12 protein-coding genes are annotated in these 13,606 nt (G+C 29.5%); 7 read left to right on the top strand and 5 right to left on the bottom strand.

All coding sequences use genetic code 11. The features are described 5' to 3' along the window. The first annotated feature begins 190 nt into the window (after positions 1 to 190). From dapF to ACN0WB_RS10685, 3 genes are all read left to right on the top strand, one after another. Complete coding sequence (gene dapF / locus ACN0WB_RS10675) at positions 191 to 955, top strand: diaminopimelate epimerase (RefSeq protein WP_417431606.1); 765 nt, start codon at positions 191 to 193, stop codon at positions 953 to 955. After that, positions 956 to 1,981 carry an endolytic transglycosylase MltG gene (gene mltG / locus ACN0WB_RS10680; RefSeq protein WP_417431608.1) on the top strand — a complete coding sequence of 342 codons (1,026 nt, stop codon included), beginning with the start codon at positions 956 to 958 and terminating at the stop codon, positions 1,979 to 1,981. A 76-nt stretch (positions 1,982 to 2,057) separates the two neighbouring features. Further along, positions 2,058 to 4,592, top strand: a complete 2,535-nt coding sequence (locus ACN0WB_RS10685; RefSeq protein ID WP_417431610.1) for a TonB-dependent receptor domain-containing protein — start codon at positions 2,058 to 2,060, stop codon at positions 4,590 to 4,592. A 66-nt stretch (positions 4,593 to 4,658) separates the two neighbouring features. Here ACN0WB_RS10685 and ACN0WB_RS10690 read toward each other — a convergent pair whose 3' ends face one another. Genes ACN0WB_RS10690 through ACN0WB_RS10700 form a run of 3 tightly spaced genes read right to left on the bottom strand, consistent with a single transcriptional unit; the run spans position 4,659 to position 7,332 of the window. After that, the gene (locus tag ACN0WB_RS10690; RefSeq protein WP_417431612.1) at positions 4,659 to 5,141 is read right to left on the bottom strand and encodes a hypothetical protein; all 483 of its coding nucleotides are present in this window, start codon (positions 5,139 to 5,141) and stop codon (positions 4,659 to 4,661) included. Between the two features lie 21 nt (positions 5,142 to 5,162). Beyond that, positions 5,163 to 6,182 (bottom strand): UDP-glucose 4-epimerase GalE, encoded by a 1,020-nt coding sequence (galE, locus tag ACN0WB_RS10695; RefSeq protein WP_417431614.1) that lies wholly within the window; start codon positions 6,180 to 6,182, stop codon positions 5,163 to 5,165. A 22-nt stretch (positions 6,183 to 6,204) separates the two neighbouring features. Next, positions 6,205 to 7,332 (bottom strand): DegT/DnrJ/EryC1/StrS family aminotransferase, encoded by a 1,128-nt coding sequence (locus ACN0WB_RS10700; RefSeq protein WP_417431616.1) that lies wholly within the window; start codon positions 7,330 to 7,332, stop codon positions 6,205 to 6,207. Between the two features lie 184 nt (positions 7,333 to 7,516). Here ACN0WB_RS10700 and ACN0WB_RS10705 point away from each other — a divergent pair, with 184 nt between their 5' ends. Further along, positions 7,517 to 9,121: a S8/S53 family peptidase gene (locus ACN0WB_RS10705; RefSeq protein ID WP_417431618.1), complete on the top strand. Its 1,605-nt coding sequence runs from the start codon at positions 7,517 to 7,519 to the stop codon at positions 9,119 to 9,121. Positions 9,122 to 9,133: 12 nt separating this feature from the next. Here the strand turns inward: ACN0WB_RS10705 and ACN0WB_RS10710 are convergent, their stop codons facing one another. Beyond that, positions 9,134 to 9,967: a sulfite exporter TauE/SafE family protein gene (locus tag ACN0WB_RS10710; RefSeq protein ID WP_417431620.1), complete on the bottom strand. Its 834-nt coding sequence runs from the start codon at positions 9,965 to 9,967 to the stop codon at positions 9,134 to 9,136. Positions 9,968 to 10,103: 136 nt separating this feature from the next. On the opposite strand from ACN0WB_RS10710, the gene ACN0WB_RS10715 reads away from it, so the two are divergent. Genes ACN0WB_RS10715 through ACN0WB_RS10725 form a run of 3 tightly spaced genes read left to right on the top strand, consistent with a single transcriptional unit; the run spans position 10,104 to position 13,079 of the window. Beyond that, on the top strand, positions 10,104 to 10,895 hold the full coding sequence (locus ACN0WB_RS10715; protein ID WP_417431622.1) for a tryptophan-rich sensory protein: 792 nt from the start codon (positions 10,104 to 10,106) through the stop codon (positions 10,893 to 10,895). Positions 10,896 to 10,901: 6 nt separating this feature from the next. Next, positions 10,902 to 11,264: a cupin domain-containing protein gene (locus tag ACN0WB_RS10720; RefSeq protein WP_417431624.1), complete on the top strand. Its 363-nt coding sequence runs from the start codon at positions 10,902 to 10,904 to the stop codon at positions 11,262 to 11,264. 24 nt (positions 11,265 to 11,288) lie between these two features. Next, positions 11,289 to 13,079, top strand: coding sequence for a DUF4153 domain-containing protein (locus tag ACN0WB_RS10725; protein WP_417431626.1), 1,791 nt, complete (start codon positions 11,289 to 11,291; stop codon positions 13,077 to 13,079). 158 nt (positions 13,080 to 13,237) lie between these two features. On the opposite strand, the gene ACN0WB_RS10730 is transcribed toward ACN0WB_RS10725, so the two are convergent. After that, positions 13,238 to 13,576, bottom strand: a complete 339-nt coding sequence (locus tag ACN0WB_RS10730) for an RNA recognition motif domain-containing protein (protein ID WP_417431628.1) — start codon at positions 13,574 to 13,576, stop codon at positions 13,238 to 13,240. Between the last annotated feature and the right edge of the window lie 30 nt (positions 13,577 to 13,606).

Here is a 13,606-nt window from a genome sequence, read left to right on the forward strand (position 1 = left end):
TAAGGCTTCTATTAAAATAATCTCCTTTAATTTATCTTTCTTAATTTTTAAAAAATTTTTTAATTTTTTTCTGTTCAAAGTTTTTATTAATTATTTAACATATTCTTAATTTTTCATCTATTTAGATTTCAGTATTTTTGTAAAAAATTTATAGGCAGAAATTTTCTGTCTTTTTTTATATAATTTATTTATGGAATTTTACAAATATCAAGCGACTGGAAATGATTTCGTGATGATTGATAACCGTGATTTACAATTTCCAAAAGAACAAGAAATTATCGAGAAATTGTGCGATCGACGCTTTGGAATTGGTGGCGATGGATTAATACTGCTAGAAAATCACGATACTTTAGATTTTAAAATGGTCTATTTTAACAGTGACGGAAAAGGTGAAAGTATGTGTGGAAATGGCGGAAGATGCATTGTTGCATTTGCACATTTTTTAGATTTATTTGAAGATAAAGCGAAATTTGAAGCAATTGATGGTTTTCATGAAGCAGAAATTACTAACGGAATTGTAAAATTAAGAATGTCGGATGTTGAAAATATTACAAAAGACGAAGATGATTTTGTCTTAAATACAGGTTCTCCGCATTTTATAAAATTTGTAAAATCTTTGGAAGATTATCCAGTTTTTAAAGAAGGTAAGCAAATTAGAAATAATCCTACTTACAAAAACGACGGAATAAATGTGAATTTTGTGGAAATTTTAGACAAGGATTCTGTCTATGTGAGAACTTATGAACGTGGTGTAGAAGATGAAACTTACAGTTGTGGAACTGGAGTTACAGCTGCAGCGCTTACTTTTCTAAAAAATCAAAAAGCAATTAAAGTAAAAACATTAGGGGGAAATTTAAGCGTATCTGCAGAAAAAAACGGAAACGGTTTTACTAATATTTGGTTAGAAGGTCCGGCAAAACAAGTTTTTAAAGGAAAAATTAATATTTATAATTAAATGAAAAAAGCAGGTTTATCAGTCGCATTTCTAGTTTTAGCGGCGGTTATTTTTTTTGGTTTTAGATTTTACGAAAAAAGTTATGCCAATAACGTTGAAAAAGAAGGTTACGTTTTAGTGCCACATAATGCAAGTTTTAATCAAATTGTAGATTCTATTTCTCCTTATTTAAAAGATAAAAAACAGTTTATTGAAGTTGCAAGAAGTAAAAAATTGGGTGAATTTTACAATGCAGGTCGTTATAAAATAAAATATGGAACGGGAAATAATGACTTGGTAAATATGATAAAATCTGGAAATCAAACTGAAGATTCTTTTAGAATTGGTGATTTTGACGATGTTTATCAAATGATAGGAAGAGTTACAAAAAAAACAGAACTTGATTCTTTAAAGTTTGTAAATGGTTTTGAAAAAATTGCGAAAGAAAAAAAACTTAATTCTCCTGAAGATTTAAAACCTTATTTTTTTATAGATACCTATAATTTCTTTTGGACGGTAAAACCCAAAGAATTTTTTAAAAAATTTGAAAAAGAATACAACCAATTTTGGAATGCAGAACGCGTTCAAAAAGAAAAAAATCTCGGTTTAGATAGAAATCAAATTTACGCTTTAGCTTCCATTGTTTACAAAGAAAGCGGCGGTAAACCCGATGAAATGAAAACTATTGCAGGACTTTATTTAAATCGTTTTCACAAAGGAATGAAACTTCAAAGTGATCCCACGGTGATTTACGCCGTTAATAAAGCAAGTAATTATTCAAAAAAAATAAAAAGAGTTTATTTTAAAGATTTAAAACAAAACTCTCCTTATAACACTTATGCAAATGTGGGAATTCCACCTGGACCAATTTGTATGGTTGATAAAAACTCTGTAGATGCCGTTTTAAACGCAGAAAATAATAATTATATTTATATGTGCGCAGATCCAAATCATTTTGGTTTCCACAAATTTACAGATAATCCTGCGCAACATGCAATTAATGCAAAAGCTTATCAAGATTGGTTAAATGCAAAAGATATCAAATAGTAAACTTTAACAAAAATTAACTACTTCACTCTTTAACAATTCGCAAAAAAGAGATACTTATTATAAAAATATTACAATGACCTCACAATTTGAATTCACTTCAATTATCAGAAAAAAAACACTTGCACTTACTTTTATTTTAGGAGCTGCAAGTTTGGCTTTTTCTCAACAAAAAGTTTCGGTTACTGGAAATGTAGTCGATAAACAAAAACAAATCGTTCCTTATACTTCTATTACTTTCGCCAATAAAACTAATAAATTATTTAGCGACGCGGTTTTAACAGATGAAAAAGGAAATTATAAAATTGATTTAGTTCCAGGAGATTATAATGTAACTATTGAAGCGATAGATTTTAAAAAATTTACACTTTCTAAAACCATTTCTTCTGCAGGTAATATTGGAAGTTTCACTATTACAAGAGAATCTTCTGCGACCAATACACAAACACAAGATATTAAAGCTGTAGAACTTGTTGCAAACAAAAAACCAGTACAAGTCCAAATTGATAAAAAAGTGTATGACGTAAAATCTGATCTTACTGCAATTGGCGGAAATCTTCAAGATGTGCTTCAAAACGTACCTTCTGTAGATGTCGATACAGACGGAACAGTTTCTATGAGAGGAAATTCTAACGTGAAATTTCTTATTAATGGAAAACCTTCTGCACTTTTAGGAATTGATGACGGCGCAAATGCTTTACAATCAATTCCGGCAGATCAGATTGATAGAATTGAAGTGATGACAAATCCTTCTTCAAAATATGACGCTTCTGGAACCGCGGGAATTCTAAATATTATTTTGAAAAAAAATAAAAAAATGGGTTTCAATGGAAGTGTTGTGGGAAGTTTAGGCTATTTACCGAAAACCAATCTAAATACAAATCTAAGTTGGAGAAAAGGAAATCTTACTTATTTTATAAACGGCGGCGGTGGTTACAACGAAAGTAAATCTAAAAATAATAATGACACCAATTATATAAATTCTGCTGTTGGACAAATTTTAACATCAAACCAAAATTCTAATTCTAAAAATACATCACAAAATTATAATGCAAACGCAGGTTTTGTTTATGATTTTAATGATAATACTTCAATAAATGCTTCAGGAACAGTAAGAACTTACAACAATAATAGTGATGGAACTGTAAATTACTCTGATCTTTATAATTTAGCTTCAGGTTCAACTGCGATAAATCCTCTAGTTTCACAAAGATTAAGTGACGGAAACAGTAAAAATTTAGCTTTTCAAGGAGATTTTGGTTTAGATCATAAGTTTGATGATAAAGGTCAAAATATCTCATTATCATTAAGTTTGCAGAGAAATCGAAGTAATAATACAAACAAAGTAAATGAAACTCAAAATAATATATTTTCTTTAGCCAATATTATTGATAATAAATCCATTAATAAATCCATCGTTGCAAAAGCAGATTATGAATTACCAATGGGTGAGAAATCTACATTTAATGCAGGTTATAAATTAGATGCAAATATCAATGATTATGATAATGCTGTGCAAGAAAAAACGGTTACAAATCCTAATTATCAATTTTTGAATGATTATACAAGTTCTACTGTATATCAAGAAAGAATCAACGCAGTTTACGCACAATTTAAAAGTAAAATGGGAGATTTCGGTTATCAATTAGGCATTAGAGATGAATATTCTAATATTACAATAGATTATAAAAATGTTGCAGGAGCTGGTTCTAAAAATACTAAAAACTACAACGGCATTTTCCCAAGTGTATTTTTAAGTTATGATTTATCTAAAAATAATCAATTTTTATTAAATTATTCCAGAAGAATTGACAGACCAAGATCTTGGTTTCTAATTCCTTATCCTTCATATAATGACAATAGAAATTTATTTTACGGAAATCCAGATTTAAATCCATCTTATATTGATTCTTATGAATTTGGCTATAATTTATCTAAAAGTAAATTTACTTTAAACCCAACTTTATATTACAGAAATGAAAAAGATGATGTGAAATTTATTGTTGCTCAAGACCCACAAAATCCGAGTAATTTTATTACAACACCTGCAAATTTAGGAACTGACCAAAGATATGGTTTAGATTTAAATGGAAGTTTTGATGCTTTTTCTTGGCTAAAATTTATGGGAAGTTTTAATATTTATGGTTATAAAACTACAGGTATTTATACATATACAGATGGACTTGGAGCGCAGAGATTTATAGATTATAGCGGTTCTGGAGTTTCTACAAGATCTAGATTATCTACCACTTTTAAAATTGATAAAACTTTTAATGTTCAGTTACAAGGTTTTTATAGAGGAGGACAAAAAACTGCGAGTCAAACTTCTAAAAGTATGTATGCTCTAAATTTGGGCGCTACAAAAACCATTTGGAAAGGAGACGGAACTTTGGCTTTTAATATCCAAGATATTTTTAATACAAGAGCGAGAGAAACTTCGCAAATTGCTTCAAATTATATCAGAGATTCTTATATGCAATGGTCTCCAAGACAAGTTTCACTTTCTTTAACTTACAGATTTAAACAAGGTGAAAAAATCGAAATGCCGAAAAATAAAAAAGATATTAATGCAAATGATACCGGCGGCGACGAACAACAAGGTCCTATGTAATAAGTAAAAAGGTAAAAGTTTTGAAATTCCAAAACAAAAATCCGCTTAAATTTTTAAGCGGATTTTTTATTGTTTTTTATTTCTAACTTCGCAATAACGACCAAAAATCATTCCGCAAACAAAAGCAATTCCTCCTTCAAGTCTAATTTGTTCAGGCATATTTTCGTCATTAAAATTTCCTTTTTTCGGGCTAATTTTCCTAAGCATTGTTAAAAATTCCTTTATCAAATGATGATTTATTGTTAACGAATGTGCAATCGTGTTACGCAATTTATTTAAAATTTCAAGAGATTTTATAACGTATTCTCCACCTGGACCACTGTAATTCCCAAAATGCAACAAAAGTTTAATTTTCGAACTATAATTAAAATTTTCTTTAAAAAAGTCCGAGTTCTTATTTTCGGAAATACTCTCTAAATAACAATTTATAGCAAATTCCGTTAAAATATGTCCTTTAAGAATTGTGAGTTCAATATCCTTTAATTCAGTAAGTTCTGATATTAAAAAAATGCCAAACTCATCTTCTGTATAGTTTCTAATTTTTTCCATTAAAAGTACGCTCAAATCAACTCATAACTCATAATTATTTAAATATTTTTGCCATTCCCAAGTCGTTCGCAAAGCTTCTTCTAATGAAGTTTCGGCTTTCCAATTAAGTTCACTTTCCGCTTTTGAAGCATCTGCAAAAGCAATTGTAATATCTCCTGCTCTTCTTTCACAAATTTTGTACGGCACATTTACATCATTTGCTAATTCAAATGCATTTACAACTTCCAAAACCGAAGAACCTTTTCCCGTTCCAAGATTATAAATATCAATTACAGTTTCAGATTTTTCTTTTATCAATTTTTGCAACGCTTTTACATGCGCTTTTACTAAATCAACTACATAAATATAATCTCTGATTGCAGTTCCATCTTCTGTCGGATAATCATTTCCCCAAATATTTAATTCTTTTCTAATTCCAGCCGCAGTTTGAGTTACAAAAGGCACTAAATTATTCGGAATTCCAATTGGTAATTCTCCTAATTTCGCAGAAGGATGCGCTCCAATTGGATTAAAATAGCGTAATAATGAAACTTTTTTATGATGCGCAATAGCAAAATCTTTTAAAATTTCTTCACCCATTTGTTTCGTTTTTCCATACGAACTTTCCGGCGTTTTTAGCGGCGTATTTTCGGTAATTGGTTGTTCATCGGCTTGTCCGTAAACTGTGCAAGAAGAACTGAAAATAAAATTAGAAATATTTCGGGTTTTGAATTCTTGCAAAATATTAATTAGAGAAAATAAATTATTTTCATAATAATCCAATGGTTTTTCCTGACTTTCACCAACTGCTTTAAAAGCGGCAAAATTAATACAACCATCAATTTCGTGCGCTTCAAAAACTTGGTGCAATAATTCTTTTCGTTTTAAATCAAACGGATAAAAAGTCGGTTTTTTACCTGAAATTTCTTCAATGTTTTTTAAAATAAATTTTTCAGTATTAGAAAAATCATCAATTATGACCACGTCAAAATTATTTTTCATAAGTTCTACAACGGTGTGAGAACCGATGTAGCCGAGTCCGCCAGTTACGAGTATGGTCATGTAAATTTTTAAATTTAAATAATTACTTTTCAACAAACTCCAAAACAGAATCTGTAATATATTTCAATTGTTCTTCGTCTAATTCCGTGTGCATCGGCAAAGAGATTACTTCATCTAATAATTTATCAGTATTTACAAAATTTTTCGGATCAGATTCTTGGAAATAAGCTTTCTGTTTTCTTAGCGCAACTGGATAATAAATCATTGCAGGAATTTCTTTTGTTGCCAAAAAATCTCGCAATTCATTTCGTTTTCCGTTTGTAATTCTCAAAGTATATTGGTGAAAAACGTGTGAAGAATTTTCAGCTCTTTTTGGTGTTAAAATATTTGGATGGTTTGCAAAAGCTTCATCATAAAAATCTGCGGCTTTTCTGCGCGCTTCATTATAAGAATCTAAAAGTGGTAATTTTTTTCTTAAAACCGTCGCTTGCAAACTGTCTAAACGAGAGTTCACTCCCACTTCGTCGTGATAATATCTTTCATACATTCCGTGATTTACGATACCACGAATTTTGTGCGCTAGTTCATCATCATTTGTGAAAATGGCGCCGCCGTCTCCGTAACAACCAAGATTTTTGGAGGGGAAAAATGAAGTCGTCCCAATTGTTCCCATTGTTCCAGCTTTTTTTACAGTCCCATCTGAAAAAGTAAAATCTGAACCAATTGCTTGCGCATTATCTTCAATGACAAATAAATTATGCTCTTTTGCGACTTTCAAAACTTCTTCCATATTCGCACTTTGCCCAAATAAATGAACAGGAATTATAGCTTTGGTTTTTGGCGTAATTGCAGCTTTTAATTTTTCAATATCCATTGTAAATGTGTCATAATCTACATCTACTAAAACCGATTTTAATTTTAAAAGATGAATTACTTCTACTGTTGCCGCAAAAGTAAAGTCTGCAGTAATTATTTCATCGCCTTCTTTTAAATCTAAAGCCATTAATGCAATTTGTAAAGCATCAGTTCCGTTTGCACAAGGAATGACATGTTTTACGTCTAAATATTGCTCCAATTCCGCTTGAAAAGCTTTTACTTCTGGACCATTTATAAAGGCTGCAGAATCTATAACATTTAATAATGCGTTATCTAAATCACTTTTTATTTTGTAATACTGACTTTGTAAGTCCACCATTTGAATTGGTTTCATATGTCTATTTTTATTTTTTAAAATTATAATAAATCGTTAATTTATATTTACCGTATTAAAGAAAATACAAATGCAATTTCCTAAAACTATATCTTACAAAAATACGTATTTTTATTGATTAGCTTTTAACGAAATTTCTACTTAAATAATAGAATTTAATATCTTTAACAAAAAATATATTTCAATGAAAAAGTCTTTATTTGCTTTTTTTATATTACTATTTTCAATAATAAATGCACAAACAGAATTGGTATTTGTTTATTTTAAAGATAAGCCAAATAAAGCTGTATTTTTCTCTAATCCTACACTTGAACTGAGCCAAAAATCTTTGGATAGAAGAACGAATTTAGGAATTGCTTTAAATGATGAAGATGCACCAATTGAACCCACTTATATTCAAAATATTAAAGATTTAGGTTTCACCGTTACAGATTATTCTAAATGGTTAAATGGTGTTGCAATTGAAGCAAATGCGACGCAAGTCGCAGATTTAAGATTAAAACCTTATGTGCAAAAAGTAGAAAGTTTTGTTGTTCATTCTTCCGTTGTTAATAAAAACAAATATAAAAAAACGAATAAGTTTGAAGAATTTAATAAAAATAAATTATCAAATTTTAATTATGGAAATAGTGCGGCACAAATTGATCAAGTTAATCTACGTCCACTTCACATCGCGGGTTACACCGGAAGCGGAATTACAATTGCAATTATAGATACAGGATTTCCAACTGTTGATACAGGTTCAGTTTACGCCAGAATTAGAGATAATAATCAGATAAAAGGCGGTTATAATTTTGTAAATAAATCTTCAGATATTTATAATGCTTCGCTTAATGAACACGGTGCTTTTTGTTTAGGTGTTATTGCAGCTTATGTAGATAATAGTTTTGTAGGTTCCGCTCCAGATGCAGATTTTTATCTTTACGTTTCAGAAGATGCAGATCAAGAAATTCCGCAAGAACAATTGTATTGGATTGAAGCTGCCGAAGAAGCAGACCGAAAAGGCGTGGATTTAATTTCTACTTCTCTTGGTTATAATCAATTTGATGATTCGCGTTATAATTTATTGTATTCCGATATGGATGGAAAAACTTCTTTCATCGCAAGAGGCGCAGAAATCGCTGTAACTAAAGGAATTTTTGTAGTTGTTGCGAATGGAAATGAAGCTACAAAAACGTGGCATTATCTTATTACTCCAGCTGATAATAATAAAGTATTTTCAATTGGAGCTGTAACTTCTGCAGGTGATTCTTCTTCATTTTCTTCTTTTGGACCAAATGCAAATGGAGATATAAAACCAGACGCAAGTGCGCGAGGAACTTATACTTATATGGGTTACAATAATGGCGTAACTTATGCAAGTGGAACTTCATTTGCAGCACCTTTGGCTGCAGGTGGAATTGCGTGTTTGTTGCAAGCAAAACAAAATCAAAATAGAGAAATTTTAAAAAATTTACTCCGCCAAAATGCCTCACTTTATCCAAATCATAATGACCAAAAAGGTTTTGGAATTTTAAATTTCGGAAATGTTTTAATTCAATTATTATCTACAAAAGAAATGTCGATTTCAAATCATTTGAAAATTTTTCCAAATCCAGTTAAAGATATTTTAAACTTTCAAACTTCTGAAAAACTAATTTCTCTAGAACTTTATGATAGTTTGGGAAGAAAAATTAAAGATTTACAACCAATTTTAACTATTAATTTAAGTAATTTAAAAACTGGAGTTTATTATTTAAAAGTGAAAACTGACAAAAAAAATTATATTGAAAAATTTATTAAAGAATAAATTAATTTATATTTAATGATTGTATAAAAAGTTAGCTGTCATTACAATTGCTGCAACTAATAATCCACCACCAATCATTTTTTCTAAAGTTTTATCTTTCAAATGCGTGTTAATTTGTTTACTTCCTAAAGCGCCCAAAGCAAAACCCAACATTACCGGCCAAGCTTTTGTAAATTCAATATGACCTTGTAAATAATGACTTACACTTCCTGTAATTCCGGTAATAATTATCATAAATAAAGCCGTTGCTGTTGCGATTTTTGGTGGAATTTTAAAAACTTTTAGCATAATTGGCGTTTTCATAAAACCACCTCCCACACCAAAAAGTCCAGCTAAAATTCCCGAAGCACTTCCAAAAAAAATTACCATTAAAACGCTTACGCGATACGCCACAAAATTTTTATGATTTTTAATCACCATTCTTGGTTTTACTTTATTTAGTGTTGAAAAGAAACTTTCTTTATTTTCGTCTCTCTTTTTAAATTTAATAAAAAAAGAAAGTCCAAGTAAAAAAACCATTACTGCAAATAAATATTCTAATTTTTCTGCTGCAATATAACTCAACAATAAACTTCCAACCACAACTCCAATCATCGTAGGAATTTCTAATAAAATTCCCATTTTAAAATCAACGTGGCTGTTTTTTCTGTTGTAATAAGTAGAAATTAAAGCAGAACCGACCAAAGAAATCATACAAGAACCAACCGCCAAATGAAGCGGATAATGAAAAATTGTGATTAAAATCGGGACCATAAAAATCCCACCGCCAAAACCAACCAAAGAGCCATAAAGACTGATTACGAAACTGACAAATATTAATAAAATAAGTAAAATTTCTGGCGACATTTTAAAAATTGAAAATTGAAGTCGCTAAGTTAATGTTCCTCTATAAAATTCCAAGCAATTTTCTTTTAAAATAAATAGTTTTAATTTTTAAAATGCTATTTTTAATCTTAAATTAAAATTCTAAATCAAAACTAATATGAAAAAAACCTTACAAATATTAAATGGTGTTGCTTTAGTTTCCACCATTATTATTAATTATATTTCAAACTCTGGACTTATAAATGGAAAAACAATCGGCAATGTTTCGGATGGTTTGCGCACTTTATTTACTCCGGCTGGTTACGCATTTTCAATTTGGGGATTTATTTATCTTCTCCTTTTTGGTTTTATAATTTACCAAGGTAGAAGTTTATTTGTGAAAAATGCAGAGGATGATTTTGTAGAAAAAATTGGACCTTGGTTTATCATTTCTTGTGTTGCAAATAGCAGTTGGGTTTTTCTTTGGCTTTTTGGTTACACGGGTTTATCATGTATTTTTATTTTTCTTCTTCTTTTTTCTTTGGTTAAAATAATTTTAAATAACCGAATGGAAATTTGGAACGCACCTGCAAAAACAATTGCCTTTCTTTGGTGGCCGTTTGTTTTTTACGCAGGTTGGGTTACAGTTGCAAGTATTGCAAATGTTTCAGCTTTTTTAGTAAAAATAAATTGGGACGGTTTCGGGATTTCCCCAGAAATTTGGACTATAACAATGATTATTATTGCAACTATAATTAATCTGATTGTAGTTTACAAAAGAAATTTACGGGAATTTGCAACCGTTGGAATTTGGGCGCTTATTGCAATTGCAGTTCCGAATTTTGACCAACACCAAACCATTTCTTATATTGCAATTATTGCTTCTATCATTATCTTTATTGTAATTATGATTCAAGGTTTTCAAAACCGAAAATCAAATCCTTTCTTTAAAATGTTAATTAATAAATAACTTCATATGAAATTTAAAATTCAAAAAAATCCATTTGTAGTTCCTACAACAGACGGAAAATTGATAGAAGAAATTTGGGGAAATTCTACTGGAAATTCTGAAGTTTCCATCGCACACATGATTGCACCTCCAAATTGGAAAGAACCTTTTCAAACGCCTAATTTTGACGAATTTACTTACATTATTTCTGGTAAAAAACAATTTGAAATAGATGGTGAAATCGTGATTTTGGAAGAAGGTGAAAGTATTAAAATTGAAAAAGGCGCAAGAGTGAGATATAGCAATCCTTTTGATAAACCTTGCGAATATATGGCGATTTGTTTGCCCGCATTTTCAATGGATTTGGTAAACCGTGAAGAAAATATTTAAACTAAATTAGCTAAAAATAAAACCATGAATATCAAAATTAAAAATATCTTTTCCAAAGCAAGAGAAGTCATTTCTCAATATCCGATGGTTTTAGTGATGTCTTTCATCGCTACTTTATCTGCTATAACTTTGATGGAAATCTCAAGCTACAATTCTGAAGATTTCCCTTTAGTAAAAATATTACTTCTATCATTATTAGGAATTTCTTTATTTTTTGGAATTAAAATGGCGTCTCAAAGAGTTGGGAAATGGTGGCTTTTAGAAATTTCGGGTGTAATAATTTTAGCTATTTTGTATTTTATTCTACCGAATTCAGAAAAAGATTTTACTGAAGTTTACGTCATTCTAATGTTCATTGTATTTCTTCTCTCCCATCTTTTAGTTTCTTTTTCTGCATTTTTGAAACAAAATCATGAAAAGAGATTCTGGAATTTTAATGAACATTTATTTATAAATATTTTCCAAACCGCAGTTTTTACCGCAGTTTTAGTTGGTGGAATTGAACTCGCAATTTTAGCTGTCGCCAATCTTTTTGATTTTGATATTACTTATAAAACTTACAATGAAGTTTTTTATATTTTCGGAATTTTTGGAAGCACATTTATTTTTCTTTTATTTAATGAGCATGGACTTTCAGATTTAGAAAAAGAAGATGAATATCCTGTAGTTTTAAAATTTTTCACTCAGTTTATTTTAATTCCATTACTTCTAATTTATGCTATAATTCTTTATTTTTATGCCGCTAAAATTTTAATTAATTGGGAATTACCACGCGGTTGGGTTTCCTATTTAATTTTAGCTTACAGCGTTGTCGGGATTTTTGCGCTGCTTTTAGTGCATCCATTAAAACAAGAAACGTCTAAATCTTGGGTAAAAATATTTTCAAAAATATTTTATTTCGCTTTAGTTCCGCTTTTGGTTTTATTATTTATCGCAATTTTCACCCGAATTTTAGAATATGGTTACACAGAACTTCGTTATATCGTTTTGCTTCTCGCTTTGTGGTTAACTTCAGTTGTTTTGTATCATATAATTTTTAAAAAATCAACTATTAAATTTATACCGATCAGTTTATTTTGTTTTGCACTTTTTGCAATTGTATTTCCTTATTTAAATGCTTTTTCTGTGGCAAAACGAAGTCAGAAAAGCCAATTAACAGAGATTTTAATTAAAAATAAATTATTAGAAAACGGAAAAATTAACTTTAAACAAAAAATTTCTTCAAAAATTGTTGATGAAATTAAAGATAAAATTTCATTTTTAGCGATTAGAAATGAGCAAGCTTTTATCTTAAAATTAATTAATGAAAAACAACAAACCAAAATAGCTGAAATCATCAAAGATAAAAGTAAATACACCATTGAAAACGATATTTCTTCAGAATTTACAAATTCTTCTTCTACTACAGAAAATCTAAAACAAAATTATAGCATCATTTCATCATCTAAATTTTATGAAATTGTTGGTTATGATTATATGATTAATTGGGGAGAATGGGGAAATTTGCGACAAGTTATTTCTGTAAATGGTGATGAATTCAAGATTATTAATGATTTAAATAATTCTAAACCAAAATATTTATTGGTTTTAAATGATAAAACAGAATTAGATTTTTCAAATTATATTTTAAAAGTAATTTCTACACAAACTTCTTCCAAAAATAATATTTATGTACCAAAATTAGAAGCCGAGGGAATTATTGGAAATTATCAAGCAAAATTGGTGTTTGATGAGATTATTATCTATAAACAATCTAAAACTAAAAAAAATATTAACATAAGAAATGTAACTGTTTTTCTCAAAAAAATAAATTAAATTCGAATTTCAGAAATTCTAAAAAAATAAAACACACAGAATAAATTCTGTGTGTTTTTTTAGAATAAAAAGGATTTTATAACTATTAAAATTAAAATCTGATTCTTATTTTCTTAAATTTAATCAAAAAAAAGCGGCTAAAAGCCGCTTTCAATATTTTACCAACGACCTCCGCCGCCTCCGTTTCCGCCTCGGGAGTTTCCTCCTCCGTAACTACCGCCTCCGCGATTGTTATCGAAACTTCTTCTTGGTTTGTCTTCTCTTGGTTTAGCTTCTGAAACGTTTAACGGTTTTCCGTCAAGTTCTCTTTCGTTAAGACCTTCGATAGCTTGTTTTCCTTCTTCGTCACCCATTTCTACGAAACCAAATCCTCTGGATCTACCAGTTTCTCTGTCAGTGATGATTTTAGCAGAAGATACTTCTCCGTACTCTGAAAATAAATCGTGCAACGCTTCCTCTTTGGTTGCATAGTTGATGTTTGAAACAAAAATGTTCATTGTAAAAAAATTATAAATTAAAAAAAATTG

Origin of the sequence: Halpernia sp. (assembly GCF_048269545.1) — a bacterium.
Taxonomy (GTDB): Bacteria; Bacteroidota; Bacteroidia; order Flavobacteriales; family Weeksellaceae; genus Halpernia.

Excerpts from the sequence above, each read along its gene's own strand:
- dapF (WP_417431606.1), top strand. The coding sequence starts at position 191 with ATGGAATTTTACAAATATCAAGCGACTGGAAATGATTTCGTGATGATT.
- ACN0WB_RS10720 (WP_417431624.1), top strand. The coding sequence starts at position 10,902 with ATGAAATTTAAAATTCAAAAAAATCCATTTGTAGTTCCTACAACAGAC.
- mltG (WP_417431608.1), top strand. The coding sequence starts at position 956 with ATGAAAAAAGCAGGTTTATCAGTCGCATTTCTAGTTTTAGCGGCGGTT.
- ACN0WB_RS10725 (WP_417431626.1), top strand. The coding sequence starts at position 11,289 with ATGAATATCAAAATTAAAAATATCTTTTCCAAAGCAAGAGAAGTCATT.
- ACN0WB_RS10710 (WP_417431620.1), bottom strand. The coding sequence starts at position 9,967 with ATGTCGCCAGAAATTTTACTTATTTTATTAATATTTGTCAGTTTCGTA.
- ACN0WB_RS10700 (WP_417431616.1), bottom strand. The coding sequence starts at position 7,332 with ATGAAACCAATTCAAATGGTGGACTTACAAAGTCAGTATTACAAAATA.
- ACN0WB_RS10690 (WP_417431612.1), bottom strand. The coding sequence starts at position 5,141 with ATGGAAAAAATTAGAAACTATACAGAAGATGAGTTTGGCATTTTTTTA.
- ACN0WB_RS10715 (WP_417431622.1), top strand. The coding sequence starts at position 10,104 with ATGAAAAAAACCTTACAAATATTAAATGGTGTTGCTTTAGTTTCCACC.
- ACN0WB_RS10705 (WP_417431618.1), top strand. The coding sequence starts at position 7,517 with ATGAAAAAGTCTTTATTTGCTTTTTTTATATTACTATTTTCAATAATA.
- galE (WP_417431614.1), bottom strand. The coding sequence starts at position 6,182 with ATGACCATACTCGTAACTGGCGGACTCGGCTACATCGGTTCTCACACC.
- ACN0WB_RS10685 (WP_417431610.1), top strand. The coding sequence starts at position 2,058 with ATGACCTCACAATTTGAATTCACTTCAATTATCAGAAAAAAAACACTT.
- ACN0WB_RS10730 (WP_417431628.1), bottom strand. The coding sequence starts at position 13,576 with ATGAACATTTTTGTTTCAAACATCAACTATGCAACCAAAGAGGAAGCG.